This window comes from Streptomyces sp. A18 (assembly GCF_059026065.1).
This window is the reverse complement of the sequence record NZ_JBWLKL010000008.1, coordinates 25,673-42,471: the sequence shown is the minus strand read 5'-3', so window position 1 is coordinate 42,471 and position 16,799 is coordinate 25,673. Positions and strand designations below refer to the sequence as shown.

The 16,799-nt window shown below is 69.9% G+C and carries 13 protein-coding genes; 6 read left to right on the top strand and 7 right to left on the bottom strand.

Going from position 1 to position 16,799, the window contains the following annotated elements; translation table 11 throughout:
* Window positions 1-100: 100 nt before the first annotated feature.
* Both mca and AC5P1C_RS15435 read left to right on the top strand, forming a co-directional pair.
* Complete coding sequence (gene mca / locus AC5P1C_RS15440; RefSeq protein WP_493866388.1) at window positions 101-982, top strand: mycothiol conjugate amidase Mca; 882 nt, start codon at window positions 101-103, stop codon at window positions 980-982.
* Complete coding sequence (locus AC5P1C_RS15435) at window positions 975-1,238, top strand: hypothetical protein (RefSeq protein ID WP_493866387.1); 264 nt, start codon at window positions 975-977, stop codon at window positions 1,236-1,238. The genes mca and AC5P1C_RS15435 overlap by 8 nt, the downstream gene beginning before the upstream one ends.
* Here the strand turns inward: AC5P1C_RS15435 and AC5P1C_RS15430 are convergent.
* A complete protein-coding gene (locus tag AC5P1C_RS15430; RefSeq protein WP_493866386.1) occupies window positions 1,235-4,435 on the bottom strand; it encodes a tetratricopeptide repeat protein in 3,201 nt (1,066 codons plus the stop codon). The genes AC5P1C_RS15435 and AC5P1C_RS15430 overlap by 4 nt on opposite strands.
* 167 nt (window positions 4,436-4,602) lie before the next feature.
* Here AC5P1C_RS15430 and AC5P1C_RS15425 point away from each other — a divergent pair, with 167 nt between their 5' ends.
* Window positions 4,603-6,627 carry a thioredoxin domain-containing protein gene (locus AC5P1C_RS15425; protein WP_493866385.1) on the top strand — a complete coding sequence of 675 codons (2,025 nt, stop codon included), beginning with the start codon at window positions 4,603-4,605 and terminating at the stop codon, window positions 6,625-6,627.
* A 171-nt stretch (window positions 6,628-6,798) separates the two neighbouring features.
* On the opposite strand, the gene AC5P1C_RS15420 is transcribed toward AC5P1C_RS15425, so the two are convergent.
* The 4 genes from AC5P1C_RS15420 to trhA form a co-directional block, all read right to left on the bottom strand.
* The gene (locus tag AC5P1C_RS15420; protein WP_493866384.1) at window positions 6,799-7,551 is read right to left on the bottom strand and encodes a Mut7-C RNAse domain-containing protein; all 753 of its coding nucleotides are present in this window, start codon (window positions 7,549-7,551) and stop codon (window positions 6,799-6,801) included.
* Between the two features lie 41 nt (window positions 7,552-7,592).
* Window positions 7,593-8,249: a TetR/AcrR family transcriptional regulator gene (locus AC5P1C_RS15415; protein ID WP_493866383.1), complete on the bottom strand. Its 657-nt coding sequence runs from the start codon at window positions 8,247-8,249 to the stop codon at window positions 7,593-7,595.
* Window positions 8,250-8,254: 5 nt separating this feature from the next.
* Complete coding sequence (locus AC5P1C_RS15410) at window positions 8,255-9,814, bottom strand: MFS transporter (RefSeq protein ID WP_493866382.1); 1,560 nt, start codon at window positions 9,812-9,814, stop codon at window positions 8,255-8,257.
* Window positions 9,815-9,942: 128 nt separating this feature from the next.
* Window positions 9,943-10,686: a PAQR family membrane homeostasis protein TrhA gene (trhA, locus tag AC5P1C_RS15405; RefSeq protein WP_493866381.1), complete on the bottom strand. Its 744-nt coding sequence runs from the start codon at window positions 10,684-10,686 to the stop codon at window positions 9,943-9,945.
* A 310-nt stretch (window positions 10,687-10,996) separates the two neighbouring features.
* Here trhA and AC5P1C_RS15400 point away from each other — a divergent pair, with 310 nt between their 5' ends.
* Window positions 10,997-12,850 carry a phosphoenolpyruvate carboxykinase (GTP) gene (locus tag AC5P1C_RS15400; protein WP_493866380.1) on the top strand — a complete coding sequence of 618 codons (1,854 nt, stop codon included), beginning with the start codon at window positions 10,997-10,999 and terminating at the stop codon, window positions 12,848-12,850.
* A gap of 126 nt (window positions 12,851-12,976) precedes the next feature.
* Here AC5P1C_RS15400 and AC5P1C_RS15395 read toward each other — a convergent pair whose 3' ends face one another.
* Window positions 12,977-13,387, bottom strand: a complete 411-nt coding sequence (locus AC5P1C_RS15395) for an SCO4983 family protein (RefSeq protein ID WP_493866379.1) — start codon at window positions 13,385-13,387, stop codon at window positions 12,977-12,979.
* A gap of 81 nt (window positions 13,388-13,468) precedes the next feature.
* On the bottom strand, window positions 13,469-14,680 hold the full coding sequence (locus AC5P1C_RS15390) for a pyridoxal phosphate-dependent aminotransferase (RefSeq protein ID WP_493866378.1): 1,212 nt from the start codon (window positions 14,678-14,680) through the stop codon (window positions 13,469-13,471).
* Window positions 14,681-14,868: 188 nt separating this feature from the next.
* Here AC5P1C_RS15390 and AC5P1C_RS15385 point away from each other — a divergent pair, with 188 nt between their 5' ends.
* Together AC5P1C_RS15385 and AC5P1C_RS15380 are read left to right on the top strand one after the other, a co-directional pair.
* Entirely contained in the window at window positions 14,869-15,702 is an 834-nt protein-coding gene (locus AC5P1C_RS15385) for a trypsin-like serine peptidase (protein ID WP_493866377.1), read from the top strand.
* A 204-nt stretch (window positions 15,703-15,906) separates the two neighbouring features.
* A complete protein-coding gene (locus AC5P1C_RS15380; RefSeq protein ID WP_493866376.1) occupies window positions 15,907-16,776 on the top strand; it encodes a trypsin-like peptidase domain-containing protein in 870 nt (289 codons plus the stop codon).
* Window positions 16,777-16,799: the final 23 nt, after the last annotated feature.

Sequence of the window (16,799 nt, the reverse complement as noted above, 5' to 3'; positions counted from 1 at the left end):
AAAAGGGGATGCCGGAATTTTCCGCCCCCCGGTTCCGTCACTATAGAAGCCGCCCATTGCCATGAATTGACCAGGGCGCCGGATGACTGAGGAACGAGTCTTGACTGAGCAGCTGCGACTGATGGCCGTTCACGCCCACCCCGACGATGAGTCGTCGAAGGGCGCGGCCACCATGGCCAAGTACGTGTCCGAGGGGGTGGACGTGCATGTCGTGACCTGCACGGGCGGGGAGCGCGGCGACATCCTCAACCCCAAGCTCCAGGGGGACAAGTACATCCAGGAGAACATCCACGAGGTGCGCAGGAAGGAGATGGACGAAGCGCGCGAGATCCTCGGCGTCAAGCAGGACTGGCTCGGATTCGTCGATTCGGGTCTGCCCGAGGGCGACCCGCTGCCGCCGCTTCCCGAGGGCTGCTTCGCACTGGAGGACGTCGACAAGGCCGCCGGGGAACTGGTCCGGCAGATCCGCTCCTTCCGTCCGCAGGTCATCACGACGTACGACGAGAACGGCGGCTATCCGCACCCCGACCACATCATGACCCACAAGATCTCGATGGTGGCCTTCGACGGTGCGGCGGACGCCGAGAAGTACCCCGAGAGCGAGTTCGGGCCGATCTACCAGCCGCAGAAGCTCTACTACAACCAGGGCTTCAACCGGCCGCGCACCGAGGCCCTGCACCACGCCATGCTCGACAAGGGCCTGGAGTCGCCCTACGAGGACTGGCTCAAGCGCTGGGACGAGTTCGAGCGGGTGGAGCGCACGCTGACCACGCACGTCCCCTGCGCCGACTTCTACGAGGTCCGCGACCGGGCGCTGATCGCGCACGCCACGCAGATCGACCCCGAGGGCGGCTGGTTCCGGGTGCCGATGGAGCTCCAGAAGGAGGTCTGGCCCACGGAGGAGTACGAGCTCGCGAAGTCGCTCGTCGATACATCCCTCCCCGAGGACGACCTCTTTGCGGGCATCCGCGACAATGCCTAGCGTGAACGCACATCTGGCAATGACGCATCTCGTCCCTCTCGCCAAAGAGGTCGACGATGACAAGGTGACCCCGGGTGTTCTCGGCTTCATCGTCTTCGCGGTGATGGCTCTCGCCGTCTGGGGGCTGATGAAGTCGATGAACAAGCACATGCGGAAGGTCGACTTCAAGGAGCCCGCGGAGTCCTCGGCCGGTGCCTCCGGCGAGAGCACGGCCTCAGAGAGCAAGCCCTCCGAGACCGAGGCCCGCAAGGGCTAGCCCGCCGTCGTCACCGTCACTCCCATCACCTCTCGGGAGTGACGGTTCGGCACCATGCCCAGGCGCCAGGCCTGCCAGCCGGCCTCCAGGTCGGCGCCGCGCTCCAGGAGGAGGCCGAACGCCTCCATGTAGTCGGCCAGCTTCCCGTCACGCGTCGGATGACCGGCGCGGGCCAGCTGGCTGAGCTCCTCCTGGGCGACGGCGGTGCCGATCTCCCAGCCGCCGGGCGATCCGTACGGCAGTAGGGTGCAGCGCAGGAAGCGGGCCCAGTCCTCGCCCCTGCGGTCGCCGTACGAGGCGAAGAGCGCGGCGGCCTCGTCGCACAGGGCGAGCGCCTGCTGGGCGCGTGTGTTCCCCGCGTCCACCACCGCGAGCTCCAGCATCGTCCAGGCCTCGCCGTGCGCGACGCCGATGCGCTGGAAGTCGGCGCGGGCGTCCACCAGGAGCTGGCGCGCGAAGCCGGAGTTGCGCAGCGAGCCCGTCTGCGCGGCGCGCTGGTCGCGGGTCACGCGTGCCGAGTGGTGGCGCGCGCAGGCCAGGCCGTACACGTCCCGCATCCGCGAGAACATCGTCCGCGAGCGCTCCAGCTCGCGCACCGCCTGGTCAAGACTGCCCGCCTCCTCCAGCGCCTGGCCCAGGTAGTAGGCGCTCCACGCCTCGCCGCGCGCGTCTTCGTTGTCGCGGTGCCGGGACACCGCCTGCCGCAGGCCGTCGACCGCGGCCGACGCGTCGCCGTCCACCAGGCGGGCCCGCGCGAGCTGCGTCAGCGCCCAGGCCTCGCCGCGGCCGTCGCGTGTGCGCCCGTACAGGTCGAGGGCGCCCCGCAGCTGCTCCTCCGCGCGCGGTACGTCGCCCATGCGCAGGCAGAGCTGGCCGAGCTGGAAGTGCGCCCACGCCTCGCCGTGCAGGGAGTCGTTCTCGCGGTGCAGGGTGAGCGAGGCCTCCAGGAGGCCCAGGGCCTTGTTCAGGTTGGAGCGGTCGCGTTCCACCGCAGCGAGGGCGTGCATCGTCCAGGCACGGTCACCGGCGAGCTCGTCGGGGGCCTGCAGTTCCAGGGCCTCGCTCAGGCGTGCCGCCGCCTCCGTCAGATTGCCCTGGTGGTGCAGCGTGATCCCCAGGGAGCACAGGGCCAGGGCGGCGCCCGCGTCCTGGTGGGCCTCCATGTACAGGTCCACGACCGACGTCAGGGTCGTCCGCGCCTGGTCGAGTTCGCCGAGCTGGCGGGACGCGATGCCCGTGCGCCACTGCACGCTCCGTACGAGAAGACCCTGGTCGACGGCCTGCGCCAGCTCGCTGATCTCGCCCAGGCGGTAGAGGTCGCCGCGCAGCAGGCAGTAGTCGCACAGCGCCCCCAGGAGGTTGAGGACCGCTGCCTGGTCGACGCCCTCCGCGTGCCGCAGCGTCGCCGTGATGAAGCTCGACTCGTCGTCGAGCCAGCGCAGGGCGGCTTCGAGCGAGGAGAAGCCATGCCGGTCGAACTGGCCCGCCCGCGTCGACATCTTGCCGTCGACCAGGCGGATCACCGATCCGGCGAGCTCGCTGTAGCTGACGATGAGCCGCTCCTGCGCGGCCGTGCGCTCCGCGGGCTCCTCCTCGTCGATGAGGCGGGCGAGCGCGAAGGCGCGTACGAGATCGTGCAGGCGGTAGCGGCTGCCGCGCACGTGGTCGACGAGCCCGGCGCGGGAGAGCGCGGCCAGCTGGCGGGCCGCTTCCGTCTCGTCGGCGCCGAGCAGCGCCGCGGCGGCAGCGGCGCCCAGGGACGCGCGGCCGGCGAGGGCGAGCCTGCGCAGGAGGCGCCGCGCGGGCTCGGTCTGATCGGTGTAGCGCAGCCACAGGACGCGCTCGACGGGCTCAACGGGGCCGTACGCGGACAGATCGGCGGCGAGCTGACGCGGGGTACGGGCGCCGATCGAGGACCCGGCGACGCGCAGGGCGAGCGGCAGGCCGCCGCACAACTCCCGCACGGCGTCCGCGGATTCGGCGTCGTACGGCCCTGAGGCGTCCTCCGCGGACTCCCTCAGGAGCTGCTCGGCGCCTGCCGCGTCCAGCGGCTCCACCGGCAGCTGGTGCACCCAGGCCGGGAGGTCCGCGGGCAGTTCGAGTGGCCCCCGGGCGGTGACGATGACGAGGCTGTCGGAGCGCTCGGGCACCAGGGTGCGCACCTGCTCCGGGTCGGACGCGTCGTCGAGTACGACGGTCACCGCGAGCCCGGTCAGATACTGGTGGTAGAGCTCGCTGAGCCGCTTCACCTGCTGTTCCTGCGAGGACCGCTCCCGGAACAGCAACTGCTCGCGCGGGGCGCCCAATCGATTCAGCAGATGCAGGAGCGCGTCCCGCGTGGACAGCGGCTGGGAACTCTCGCCCCGCAGGTCGACGACGCAGGCGCCGCGGAACTGGTCCGACAGGTCGTGCGCGGCACGGACGGCGAGCGAGGAGCGCCCGGAGCCCGGCGCGCCGTGCAGCACGACGACGGTGGGCCGGGTCTCGGTGCTGGCCCGCGCCGCGTGCACCCACTGGGCGACGCGGGCGAGCTCGGCGCGGCGCCCGGCGAACGGCCCGTCCGGCTCGGGCAGTTGAGCGAAGGACTGCTCCAGTACGGTGCGCCTGCGTGCCGCCGCGCTCTTGTCCGTGCCCCGCAGCTGGGGCGCCGCCTTCTTCTTGCCGGAGCCGGAGGAGGCCTGGAGCACCCGCTGCTGGTCGATGAAGGGCCGGATGCCCCGCACCTCCAGGGCCGTCAGCCACTGCAGCCGCAGCTGCTCGGGCCCGCCCGGCTGGCCGGCCGCACCGGCGCGGCGGCTGACCTCGGGCACGTGGGACGCGGTGACCTTCAGCACGGTGGTGGCCGCACCGATCACGGCGACGGCGGCGCCCGCGCCCAGGGCGGTCGAGGTGCCGGTCCCGAGCACGAGGTCGGCCAGACACGCGGAGACGGCCGCAACGACGGCCACGAGCAGGGGAGTTCCGGCGCCCTCCTTGGCATACCGCTGCCCGAAGGAGAGCTGCCCGGCCTCCGCCTCGTCGACGGCCTGCGTATAAGCGGCGTACTCCTCGTCGGCGGTCTGCCCCATGGCATCCAGCGCACCCCGGGCCCGGGAGAGCAGCAGCCCCCCGTCGGCCCGCCCACCGGAGCGCCGCACCTCTTCCTCCACGGCCCGCACCAACAGCCGCTCGGCTTCGGCCCGATGGCTGTCCCGCATATGGGTCCCCCTCCGAGAGCAACATCTGAGATCAGCAGTCACCTGCGGTCACAAGTGTCCTGCGTACAGGGCTTCGACGCGAGGGAGTCAGCGGATCACGTGGGCCGGTCCGCGGATCACGTGGGCCAGTACCCGGATCAGCGGGCCATGTGCGCGAGGATGAAGGCATGCCGAACCGACTGGCCCATGAGACGTCCCCCTACCTTCTTCAGCACGCCGACAACCCCGTCGACTGGTGGCCCTGGTCGGCGGAGGCCTTCGCCGAGGCGCGGGAGCGTGGAGTCCCTGTGCTGCTCAGCGTCGGGTACAGCAGTTGCCACTGGTGCCACGTCATGGCGCACGAGTCCTTCGAGGACGCCGACACGGCCGCCTTCCTGAACGCGCACTTCGTCAACGTCAAGGTCGACCGCGAGGAGCGGCCCGACGTCGACGCCGTCTACATGGAGGCCGTGCAGGCAGCGACGGGCCAGGGCGGCTGGCCCATGACGGTCTTCCTGACGCCCGACGCCGAGCCCTTCTACTTCGGTACGTACTTCCCGCCCGAGCCCCGGCACGGCATGCCCTCCTTCCAGCAGGTGGCCGACGGGGTCCGGCGTGCCTGGGTGGACCGGCGCGACGAGGTCGCCGAGGTCGCGGGGAAGATCGTGCGGGACCTCGCCGACCGCCGGCTCGCGTTCGGCGCCGGCGAACTGCCCGGCGAGGACGAGCTCGCACAGGCGCTGCTCGGCCTGACGCGCGACTACGACGCCACGCGGGGCGGTTTCGGGGGCGCGCCCAAGTTCCCGCCGTCCATGGTCGTCGAGTTCCTGCTGCGGCACTACGCCCGCACCGGCTCGGAGGGCGCCCTCCAGATGGCCGCCGACACCTGCGAGCGGATGGCGCGCGGCGGGATCTACGACCAGCTGGGCGGCGGGTTCGCGCGCTACTCCGTGGACCGTGAGTGGGTCGTGCCCCACTTCGAGAAGATGCTGTACGACAACGCCCTGCTCTGCCGGGTCTACGCCCACCTGTGGCGGGCCACGGGCTCTGACCTCGCGCGGCGCGTCGCCCTGGAGACCGCCGACTTCATGGTGCGCGAACTCCGCACGAACGAGGGCGGATTCGCTTCCGCCCTCGACGCGGACAGCGAGGATGCCGAGACCGGCAAGCACGTCGAGGGCTCGTACTACGTGTGGACGCCGGAGCAGCTGCGCGAGGTCCTCGGCGACGCGGACGCCGAGCTGGCCGTCACGTACTTCGGCGTGACGGAGGAGGGGACCTTCGAGGAGGGCGCCTCGGTGCTTCAACTTCCCGATACGGGTGGCACGGTGGCGGATGCCGCTCGGATCGCCTCGATCCGGGAGAGGCTGCTCGCGGCGCGCTCGGAGCGGCCCGCGCCCGGACGTGACGACAAGATCGTCGCGGCCTGGAACGGCCTCGCGATCGCCGCGCTCGCGGAGGTGGGCGCGTACTTCGAGCGGCCGGATCTGGTGGCTGCGGCGGTCTGCGCCGGTGACTTGCTGGTGCGGGTGCACATGGACGACCGGGCGCGGCTCTCCCGTACGTCCAAGGACGGTCAAGTGGGCACGAACGCGGGCGTGTTGGAGGACTACGCGGATGTCGCCGAGGGGTTCCTCGCGCTGGCCTCCGTGACGGGGGAAGGCGTGTGGCTGGAGTTCTCCGGGTTCCTGCTCGACCACGTGCTCGACCAGTTCGTGGACGAGGAGTCCGGGTCCCTGTACGACACGGCCGCGGACGCGGAGCGTTTGATCCGGCGGCCGCAGGACCCCACGGACAACGCGGTGCCGTCCGGGTGGACGGCGGCTGCGGGGGCGCTCCTTTCGTACGCGGCGCAGACGGGCGCGGAGCCGCATCGCCGGGCGGCGGAGCGGGCGTTGGGCGTGGTGAAGGGGCTAGCGCCTCGGGCGCCGCGGTTCATCGGGCACGGGTTGGCGGTGGCGGAGGCGGCGCTTGACGGCCCCCGTGAGGTGGCGGTGATCGGCTCGGTGGGCGGGGAACTGCACCGCACCGCGCTGCTGGGGACGGCGCCGGGGGCCGTGGTCGCCGTGGGCCCTGCGGGCGGCGGCGAGCTCCCGCTGCTGGAGGGGAGGGTGCAGGTCGGGGGGCTTCCGGCGGCTTATGTCTGCCGTCGGTTCGTCTGCGACGCGCCGACCACTGACGTGGGGGAACTGGCGGCGAAGCTTTCCGGCTGAGGGCTCTGACGCGGGGCCGTGGTTGCCGTCATCACCGGCTCCGCCGAGTTCGTCCTCAAACGCCGGACGGGCTAGAGATGGGAAAATCAGCCCCTCCGGCGTTTGAGGAGCGGGGTCTGGGGCGGAGCCCCAGGTAGGTCCGGGGCGCAGGCACGCCACGCGGCGGAGCCGCTAATCGATACAGCCGGGAAGGGGCGGGGTTGGGGAAAACTCCCTCACCGCCCCCGCCACAATTCCCTCCAGTCGATCATGATGCGCCCCCCGCCAGTACACCCGCCCACAAGCAACGCACTCCGCGAACACGTCATACGACCCCCGCGTACCCCCCTCCAACCGGTCCGCCACATCCTCCTTGCCGGCCGCCCGCAGCGAGCCATTGCACGCAGTGCAGCGAGTCCAGGGCCGCAGCGCAGGGGCGAAACGGCCCAGCACGTCCCGGAGTTGCTCGTCCGGCGCGTCGCTGTAGACGTACGCGCCCGCCCACAGTTCCCGTCGCCGCAACAGGCCCCTGTCCCGGCTGAGCAGCACCCGCCGCTCCGTGGCCGAGCGCGTGGCGAGGGCCGGGTCGCCGATGTCCGTGCTCTCGTACGCCGCGTCCACGCCCAGGAGGCGCAACCGGCGTGCCAGCGTGCCCAGATGGACGTCAAGGAGGAAGCGCAGGGGAGCATCGGGGAGGGGCTGGGGGCGGGGGACGGGGCGGACCTCCACCGACTCCTCCGCCGAGGGGACGTGCGAGACCGGGACCTCGGTACCGTCCACGACGAGCGAGCCGACCTCCGTCAGCGGAACCCCGAGCGATTCGACGACGTGCCCGAGCGTGGACACGCCGTCCGTAACGGCCTTGGTGGGGCCGCCCCTTCGCTCGTGCGGGACGAAGAGCCCCAGCTCGGGGGCGAAGCGGATGAGGATCTCCGGACCGTTCATGCGGTCAGGATGGCATGGGGTGCGAGCGGAAGGCCGGGGATTTACGGCGCCCCGTGTCCCCCGTGTCCGGCTCCGTGCCCGGGGGCGAAGCCGTCCGCCAGCATCGTCAGGGCCCGGTCCACCAGCTCACCCAGGTCGTCCTTGTGACCGTGCTCCGCCCAGTACGCCGCCGTCTCCGTCAGCGCGGCGATCAGGCCCATCGCGAAGACCCGTACCTCCAGCTCCCCGGCGTCGCGGCCGGTGCGTTCCGCGATGACGCGGCACAGCATCCGGCCGGTCACCGACATGCTCTCCAGGAGCCGGGAGCGCACGGCGGGGACCTCGATCATCAGGCGCGTACGCAGGCGCGAGATCTCCGGCTCCTCGGTGAAGCCGAGGCCCACAGCCCTGCGCAGCACGTGCCGCAAGGACTCCACGATCGGCTCGTCCGCCGGGCGCGCCCGCAACTCGTCCTCGAGCAGCGGGTCGTACTCGTCGGTGAGGACGATGTCCTCCTTCGTCGGGAAGTACCGGAAGACCGTCGACGCCGACACCTCCGCGGCCTCCGCGATCTGCTCGACGGTCGTCGCCTCGTACCCCTGCTCCTCGATCAGCCGGTACGTGGCGTCACGGATGGCGATGCGGGTCTTGAGCTTCTTCCGCTCGCGGAGCCCCATCTGGGGGCCGTGCGCGGAAGCGGTGGTACGTGCGGCCGTCATGGCGCTCATTGTCGGGCATCCTCCGGCCGCCGTGCCATGTCGGCACCGCCGGGCGGCGTGGGAGTCGCCTTCGGCAACAGCGCCGCGACCAGCAGCGCCGTCACCAGCGCCGCGATCCCGCTCACCAGGAGGACCGTCGCCATGCCGTCGATGTACGCCTCGTCGGCCGAGGCGATCAGCCGGGGGATGCCCAGCCGGTCGGCTACCGCGTGGGCGCCCACCACCGAGTCGCCCGCGGTCCGTGCCGCCCCGGCCGGAAGCTTCCCGGTGTCGAGGCGGTCGACGTACACACCGGCCAGGAGCGAGCCGAGCAGCGCGATCCCGACGGCGCTGCCCACCTGACGCACGGTCATCAGGAGCCCCGTGCCCGACCCCGCCCGCTCCACGGGCAGCGCGCCGAGGGCCGAGTCCATGGACGGCACAACCGCGAAGCCGAAGCCGAGGCCGGCGATGGTGAGCCACAGCGCGGTGAAGCCGTAGCCGGAGTCGATCGTCGTACGGCTGCCGAGGAGCGCCGCGAAGGCGAGGACGACGAGCCCGGCGCTGATCACCGCACGCGGGCCGAAGCGTCGTACGACGGGCTCCGCGCCCTTCGCGGCGACCAGGAGACCGCCCATCATCGGCAGCATCCGCACACCGGTGCCGAAGGCGTCATGGCCGAGCACCGCCTGCAGATACTGCGGGAGCACGAACATCAGGCCCGACAGGACGAACATGACGAGCGTCGCCGCGAGCGTATTCAGGAGGAAGCCGCGGTTGCGGAGCAGTGCCATGTCGAGCATCGGGCGCGGCACGTGCCGTTCCCGCAGGACGAGCACGGCGATCAGGACGGCCGCCCCGCCGAACATGGCGAGGACCAGCGGATCGCCCCAGCCGCGTACGGGGGCCTCGATGATCCCGTAGATGAGCGCGCCGAGCCCGGCCGCTGTGAGCGCGGTGGAGGCGACGTCGACCTTGGGGGACGACGGGTCGGTCGTCTCCGGGAGCAGGAAGACGCAGGCCGTGATCCCGATCGCGACCATCGGGACGTTGATCAGGAAGATCGAGCCCCACCAGAAGTGGTCGAGGAGCCAGCCGCCGATGATCGGTCCGAGCGGCGCGCCGAGCGCGGAGGCCGCCGAGACGATGCCGATGGCCTTGGTCCGCTCGCCGGGGGCGAAGAGCGCGGGCAGCACGGCCAGGGCCAGGGGCATGACGAGCGCGCCGCCCATGCCCATGACCGCTCGGGCCACGACGACCAGCGCGACGGAGTCGACCAGGGTGCCGAGCAGCGAGCCCACCAGGAAGATCCCGAGCCCGGTGATCAGCATCCTGCGGCGCCCGAACCGGTCGCCGAGCAGTCCGGCCGGGAGCATCAGGGCCGCGAAGACGACGATGTACGCGTCCGCCATCCACTGTTGCTCGCCCGTACTCGCGTCCAGTTGCCCGGCCATCGTCGGCAGGGCGACGTTGAGGATCGTCATGTCGAAACCGAGCACGAGCATGCTCGCGACCAGGGCGGCGAGCGCCCACCAGCGACGGGGGTCCTGCCGCTGCGCGGCAGGCGAGCTTGTGACAGCGTCCATGAAATGAGAGTAACTCTCAAAAGGTAGTTACTGTCAATCAGTGTGCAGACGCGAGCGGGTGCACGCAAATGGCCGCGGCTCGAAAGCCGCGGCCATGAACGGGGGAGGGGGTAGCCCTCCATGCTTGGCTATCCGTGCTGGTACGCCACCAGCGAGATGCCCACGTAATGCACCGCGAACGCGGCCAACGTCAGCGAGTGGAAGACCTCGTGGAAGCCGAAGAAGCGCGGAGAGGGGTTGGGCCGCTTGATCCCGTAGATCACGCCGCCCGCGCTGTAGAGCAGTCCGCCCACGATCACCAGGACCAGGACCGCGATGCCGCCCGCCCGCATGAAGTCGGGCAGGAAGAACACCGCCGCCCAGCCCATCGCGATGTAACAAGGGGTGTAGAGCCAGCGCGGCGCGCCGACCCAGAAGACCCGGAAGAGGATGCCGGCCACCGCCGCGCCCCAGACGCCCCACAGCAGCCACTGACCCTTGGAGCCGGGCAGGAGCAGCATCGTGAGCGGGGTGTACGTGCCCGCGATGATCAGGAAGATGTTCGCGTGGTCGAGTCTGCGCAGCACGCCGTCCGCGCGCGGGGTCCAGGTGCCCCGGTGGTAGATCGCGCTCACTCCGAAGAGCAGGCAGGCCGAAAGGACGTAGATCCCGACGGCGATCCGGCCGCGGGTGGAGTCCGTGAGTGCCGTGAGCACGATGCCGGAGACGAGCACCAGGGGGAACATGCCCGCGTGCAGCCAGCCGCGCATCTTCGGCTTCACTTCGGAGAGGTCCGGGAGCGGCAGGGCGTCGAGCGCGGACGAGTCGGAGTCCTTGGTCTGGGAGTCCTTGGTCTGGGAGTCCGTGATCGCGTCATGGGCGGGTCCGGTCATAAGGGGAATCGTACCTACGCAACCGTAAGTTAGGTATCAGTCGTGGGAGAACCGTGGCGTACAAGTGGCGATGCTCACGGTGATACCCGAGCGTACAAGTGACGGATTCGTGTACGGGAGGCCGCCCGAGCGAGTGGCGATGCTCACGCCGCTCAGGTGTGAGGCCCTCTGGACATATGCGCGGAAGCGTCGGATGATCAAATGAGTGCGGTCGGCACCGGATGAGCGCCAGAGGGATCAACACGTGAAGCGTCCGGGTCGCAGCCCCCACGGGGCAACAAACCTATAAACCCCTCATATAGGAGCAATCGTGGCGCGCGACATCGCGGCTCCCCTTCTCTCCGAGTCCCTGGGCACCGTTCCCACCAACCACAAGGACCTCGCCTCCTGGGTGAGCGAGATCGCCGAACTGACGCAGCCGGACAGCGTGGTCTGGTGTGACGGATCCGAGGCCGAGTACGAGCGCCTGTGCGAGGAGCTCGTCGCCAAGGGCACCTTCAAGAAACTCGACCCGATCAAGCGCCCGAACTCGTACTACGCGGCCTCCGACCCGACCGACGTCGCGCGCGTCGAGGACCGCACCTTCATCTGCTCCGAGAAGGAGGAGGACGCGGGCCCGACCAACCACTGGAAGGCCCCCGCCGAGATGCGGGAGATCTTCCGGGGCAAGGACGAGCAGGGCGGCGTCTTCCGCGGCTCGATGCGTGGCCGCACGATGTACGTGGTGCCCTTCTGCATGGGCCCGGTCGGCTCGCCGCTGTCCGCCATCGGTGTGGAGATCACCGACTCCGCGTACGTCGCCGTCTCCATGCGCACCATGACCCGCATGGGTCAGGCGGTCCTGGACGAACTCGGCGACGACGGCTTCTTCGTCAAGGCCGTCCACACGCTCGGCGCGCCGCTGGAGGAGGGCGAGGCCGACGTGCCGTGGCCCTGCAACTCCACGAAGTACATCTCGCACTTCCCCGAGGACCGCGAGATCTGGTCGTACGGTTCGGGTTACGGCGGCAACGCCCTGCTCGGCAAGAAGTGCTACGCCCTGCGCATCGCCTCCGTCATGGCGCGCGACGAGGGCTGGCTGGCCGAGCACATGCTGATCCTCAAGCTCACGCCCCCGCAGGGCGAGAGCAAGTACGTCGCGGCGGCCTTCCCGTCCGCCTGCGGCAAGACCAACCTCGCCATGCTGGAGCCGACGGTCCGCGGCTGGACCGTCGAGACCATCGGTGACGACATCGCCTGGATGCGCTTCGGCGAGGACGGCCGGCTCTACGCGATCAACCCCGAGGCCGGCTTCTTCGGCGTCGCGCCCGGCACCGGCGAGCACACCAACGCCAACGCCATGAAGACCCTGTGGGGCAACTCGGTCTTCACGAACGTCGCGCTCACCGACGACAACGACGTCTGGTGGGAGGGCATGACGGAGGAGACTCCCGCCCACCTCACCGACTGGAAGGGCAACGACTGGACGCCCGAGTCGGGCGTCCCGGCGGCCCACCCGAACGCCCGCTTCACCACGCCCGCCTCGCAGTGCCCGATCATCGCGCCCGAGTGGGAGGACCCCAAGGGCGTGCCGATCTCGGCGATCCTCTTCGGCGGCCGTCGCGCCAGCGCGGTGCCGCTGGTGACGGAGTCCTTCAACTGGCAGCACGGCGTCTTCCTCGGCGCGAACGTGGCGAGCGAGAAGACCGCCGCGGCCGAGGGCAAGGTAGGCGAGCTGCGCCGCGACCCGTTCGCGATGCTGCCGTTCTGCGGCTACAACATGGGCGACTACATGGCCCACTGGGTCAAGGTCGGCGCGGACAAGCCGGACCAGTCGAAGCTCCCGAAGATCTACTACGTGAACTGGTTCCGCAAGAACGCCGACGGCAAGTTCGTGTGGCCCGGCTTCGGTGAGAACAGCCGCGTCCTGAAGTGGATCGTCGACCGCCTCGACGGCAAGGCGGAGGGCGTCGAGACCCCCATCGGCATCCTGCCGACGGTGGACTCGCTGGACACGGAGGGCCTCGAACTGCCCACCGCCGACCTGGAGTTCCTGCTCACGGTCGACAAGGAGGTCTGGCGCGACGAGGCCTCGCTGATCCCCGAGCACCTGAACACCTTCGGCGACCACACGCCCAAGGAGCTGTGGGACGAGTACCGCGCCCTGGTGCAGCGCCTGGGCTGACGGTCCCGTCGTACGACACGGAAGGGCCCCGCACAAAGGCGTGCGGGGCCCTTCCGTGTGCGGTGTGACACGCGGCGGGTGTGTGGCACCCGGTCCACGGCCTCACCGGCCGCGGACCGGGGCCGTCTAGAGGGCGCCGACCAGCCGGGCCGCGCCTTCATGCGCATCCATACGTCGCGCGGCGAGAATCGCGGCGGCCGTGTCCGCCCGGGACGCGGCCACAACCAGCGCACGCCCGGCGAGGGCGTGGGCGCGCTGGTGCAGGGCGTTGAGATGCGGCTCGTGGATCGCGGTCACCACGGCGGAGCGGACCGGCGCCAGGCCGCCGCGCAGCCGTGCCACCTCGGCCGCCAACTGCTCGGCCGCGTCGTCCAGGTCGGTGGCGGGCGCGAGGGCACGCAGCTCGTCCGTGACGGCGAGGAGCGCGGCCAGGTGCGCGGCGAGCTGGATGTCCAGCTCCTCCTCGCGGGAGCGGTGCGGGAAGTCGCCGGGGTCGGCCATGGCGTGGACCGACTTGGTGCGGATCGGCTCGTACATGGGATGGCCTCCTGGCGGGTAGCTTGAAAGCCATCCTACATTAGATTCTGTCTAAAGTTGATTCGGGTTGCTCTTCGGGGCCTACGTCTGGCTGTAGCCGTCCAGGAAGTTGCCGATCCGGGTCACGGCCTCGGTCAGGTCCGTCGCCGTGGGCAGGGTGACGACGCGGAAGTGATCGGGCTCGGGCCAGTTGAAGCCGGTGCCGTGGACGACCATGATCTTCTCGGCGCGCAGCAGGTCGAGCACCATCTGGCGGTCGTCCTTGATCTTGAAGACCTTCGGGTCGAGCCGCGGGAAGAGGTAGAGCGAGCCCTTCGGCTTCACACAGCTCACGCCGGGGATCTGCGTGAGCAGGTCGTACGCCGTGTCGCGCTGCTCCACGAGTCGGCCGCCCGGAAGCACGAGGTCGTTGATCGTCTGCCGCCCGCTGAGCGCGGCGACCACGCCGTGCTGGCCCGGCATGTTCGCGCACAGGCGCATGTTCGCGAGGATCGTCAGGCCCTCGATGTACGAGGACGCGTGCGCCTTCGGCCCTGAGATGGCCACCCAGCCGACGCGGTAACCGGCCACCCGGTAGGCCTTCGACATGCCGTTGAAGGTGAGGGTGAGCAGGTCGGGGGCGATGGCTGCGGTGGGGGTGTGGACCGCGTCGTCGTAGAGGATCTTGTCGTAGATCTCGTCCGAGCAGACCAGGAGATTGTGGCGGCGCGCGATGTCGGTAAGGCCGCGCAGCATCTCCTCGCTGTAGACGGCGCCCGTCGGATTGTTCGGGTTGATGATCACGAGCGCCTTGGTGCGGTCGGTCACCTTGCGCTCGATGTCGGCGAGGTCAGGCATCCAGTCCGCCTGCTCGTCGCAGCGGTAGTGCACGGCCGTGCCGCCGGAGAGCGAGACCGCGGCGGTCCACAGCGGATAGTCCGGCGCCGGTACGAGGACCTCGTCGCCGTCGTCGAGCAGGCCCTGCATGGCCATGACGATCAGCTCGGAGACGCCGTTGCCGATGAAGACGTGCTCGACGTCGGTCTCGATGCCCAGGGTCTGGTTGTGCATGACCACCGCGCGGCGGGCCGCGAGCAGGCCCTTCGCGTCGCCGTAGCCGTGCGCGTCGCCGACGTTGCGGAGGACGTCCTCCAGGATCTCGGGCGGGCACTCGAACCCGAAGGCCGCGGGGTTGCCGGTGTTCAGCTTGAGGATGCGGTGGCCCGCAGCTTCCAGCCGCATCGCCTCCTCGAGCACCGGGCCCCGGATCTCGTAACAGACGTTGGCGAGCTTCGTCGACTGGATGACCTGCATGTCCGCGAGCTTACGGGCGCTTAACGAGACCCGCCTCGTGTTTTGCGCCACGTAGCGCAGAGGGGGGTGTCCTGTCAGCGGTCAGTTGTGTCCGCATGCGGTCTTGTCCTCGCGGCCGAGTACCCCAACAATGCGCATGACAAAACCGAAGCAACTTCGGTCACACAGTCATCAGAGGGGACCCCCACATGAACAAGCCTCTCGTCGGTGCGTGCCTCGCCGCTCTGCTCCTCGGAGCGACGGCGGCGCCCGCGGCGGCCGTCAGCGATGAACGGCCCGCCAAAGCCAAGGCGGTTGACTTCGCGGGCACCGTGGCGCTGAGCAACTGTTCCGGCTCCGTCGTGCGCGTGCCCGACTCGCAGCCCGGCGACCCGGCGCTCGTGATGTCCAACGGCCACTGCCTGGAGAGCGGATTCCCGGCGCCCGGTGAGGTCGTCGTCGACAAGCCGTCGTCGCGCAGCTTCAGGCTCCTGGACGCCGCGGGCGGCGAGGCGGGAACGGTCAAGGCGAGCAAGATCTCGTACGGGACCATGACGGACACCGACCTGTCGCTCTACGAACTGACCAGCACCTACAGCGAGATCGAGAGCGAATTCGGCATCAAGGCGCTGGAGCTGAACGCGGCGCGTCCGGAGCAGGGGCGGGCCATCACCGTCGCGTCCGGCTACTGGAAGAAGCTGTACAAGTGCAGCATCGACGGCTTCGCGTACCGCCTCAAGGAGGGCAACTGGACCTGGAAGGACTCGGTCCGCTACACCCCCGACTGCCAGACGATCGGCGGCACTTCGGGCTCACCGGTGATCGACGACGAGACCGGCAAGGTCGTCGCCGTCAACAACACCGGCAACGAGAGCGGCGAGGAGTGCACGGACAACAACCCGTGCGAGGTCGACGAGAACGGCAAGGTGACGGTCCGCGAGGGCATCAACTACGCCCAGCAGACGTACGGGGTCGTGCCGTGCGTGGCACCCGGCAACAAGATCGACCTGAGCCGCGAGGGCTGTGAGCTGCCCAAGCCGTAAGGCTTCTCAAGCCGTAAGGCTTCTGACGGTGGTGGGGCCGGCTCCGCAGGGGTCGGCCCCACCACCGTCCCGCCGTTTTCGTGCGCACCCGTCCCGGCGGACGCACCGAAATGCAAGAGTTCTCACCCCTTGTCCCCCATCCGTGGCCCCCGAAGAATGCCCATGACAACAACACAGGGCACAGCTACAAGGGGGGCTCCACACATGAAGAAGGCTCTCGCGGGCGGATTACTCGCCCTCACCCTCGTAGGGGTCGGATCCGCACCGGCGGTCGCGGTACCGGACAGCGCACCGAAGGAGCAGGCGGCAGGGGAGGCCGTGAAGAAGGGCGTCGACTTCGCCGGGACCGTCGCGCTCAGCAACTGCTCGGGCTCCGTCGTCCGCATGCCGCAGTCGAAGTCGGACGACCCCGCGCTCGTCCTCTCCAACGGCCACTGTCTGGAGAGCGGATTCCCCGCGGCGGGCGAAGTCATCGTCGACCAGCCGTCCACCCGCACCTTCAAGCTCCTGGACGCGAAGGGCGCGGAGAAGGCCACGCTCAAGGCGAGCAAGATCTCGTACGCGACGATGACCGACACGGACATCTCGCTGTACCAACTCACCACCAGCTACGCCGACATCAAGAAGAAGTACGGCATCAAGGCGCTGGAGATCGAGGACGACCACCCGGTCAAGAAGCGGGCCATCACCGTCGTCTCCGGGTACTGGAAAGAGACGTACACCTGCAAGATCGACGGGTTCGTGTACCGGATGAAGGAGGGCGAGTGGACCTGGAAGGACTCGGTCCGCTACACCCCCGAGTGCCAGACCATCGGCGGCACGTCCGGCTCGCCGGTGATCGACCACAAGACCGGCAAGGTCACGGCCGTCAACAACACGGGGAACGAGGACGGCGAGCGCTGCACCCTCAACAACCCGTGTGAGGTCGACCGGAAGGGCGAGGTGACGGTCCGCAAGGGCATCAACTACGCCCAGCAGACGTACGGGATCGTGCCGTGCGTCGGACACGACAGCAAGATCGACCTCGGCCGGAAGGGCTGCAAGCTGCCGCGTCCGGCCGCCGCTCAGAGGTAGCGCCCGTCCCTGCCCCTGTCCCC

Bases quoted from the DNA above. Each gene is read 5' to 3' on its own strand.
- AC5P1C_RS15435 (WP_493866387.1), top strand. From the start codon at position 975: ATGCCTAGCGTGAACGCACATCTGGCAATGACGCATCTCGTCCCTCTC.
- AC5P1C_RS15430 (WP_493866386.1), bottom strand. From the start codon at position 4,435: ATGCGGGACAGCCATCGGGCCGAAGCCGAGCGGCTGTTGGTGCGGGCC.
- AC5P1C_RS15425 (WP_493866385.1), top strand. From the start codon at position 4,603: ATGCCGAACCGACTGGCCCATGAGACGTCCCCCTACCTTCTTCAGCAC.
- AC5P1C_RS15420 (WP_493866384.1), bottom strand. From the start codon at position 7,551: ATGAACGGTCCGGAGATCCTCATCCGCTTCGCCCCCGAGCTGGGGCTC.
- AC5P1C_RS15415 (WP_493866383.1), bottom strand. From the start codon at position 8,249: ATGACGGCCGCACGTACCACCGCTTCCGCGCACGGCCCCCAGATGGGG.
- AC5P1C_RS15410 (WP_493866382.1), bottom strand. From the start codon at position 9,814: ATGGACGCTGTCACAAGCTCGCCTGCCGCGCAGCGGCAGGACCCCCGT.
- trhA (WP_493866381.1), bottom strand. From the start codon at position 10,686: ATGACCGGACCCGCCCATGACGCGATCACGGACTCCCAGACCAAGGAC.
- AC5P1C_RS15395 (WP_493866379.1), bottom strand. From the start codon at position 13,387: ATGTACGAGCCGATCCGCACCAAGTCGGTCCACGCCATGGCCGACCCC.
- AC5P1C_RS15390 (WP_493866378.1), bottom strand. From the start codon at position 14,680: ATGCAGGTCATCCAGTCGACGAAGCTCGCCAACGTCTGTTACGAGATC.
- AC5P1C_RS15385 (WP_493866377.1), top strand. From the start codon at position 14,869: ATGAACAAGCCTCTCGTCGGTGCGTGCCTCGCCGCTCTGCTCCTCGGA.
- AC5P1C_RS15380 (WP_493866376.1), top strand. From the start codon at position 15,907: ATGAAGAAGGCTCTCGCGGGCGGATTACTCGCCCTCACCCTCGTAGGG.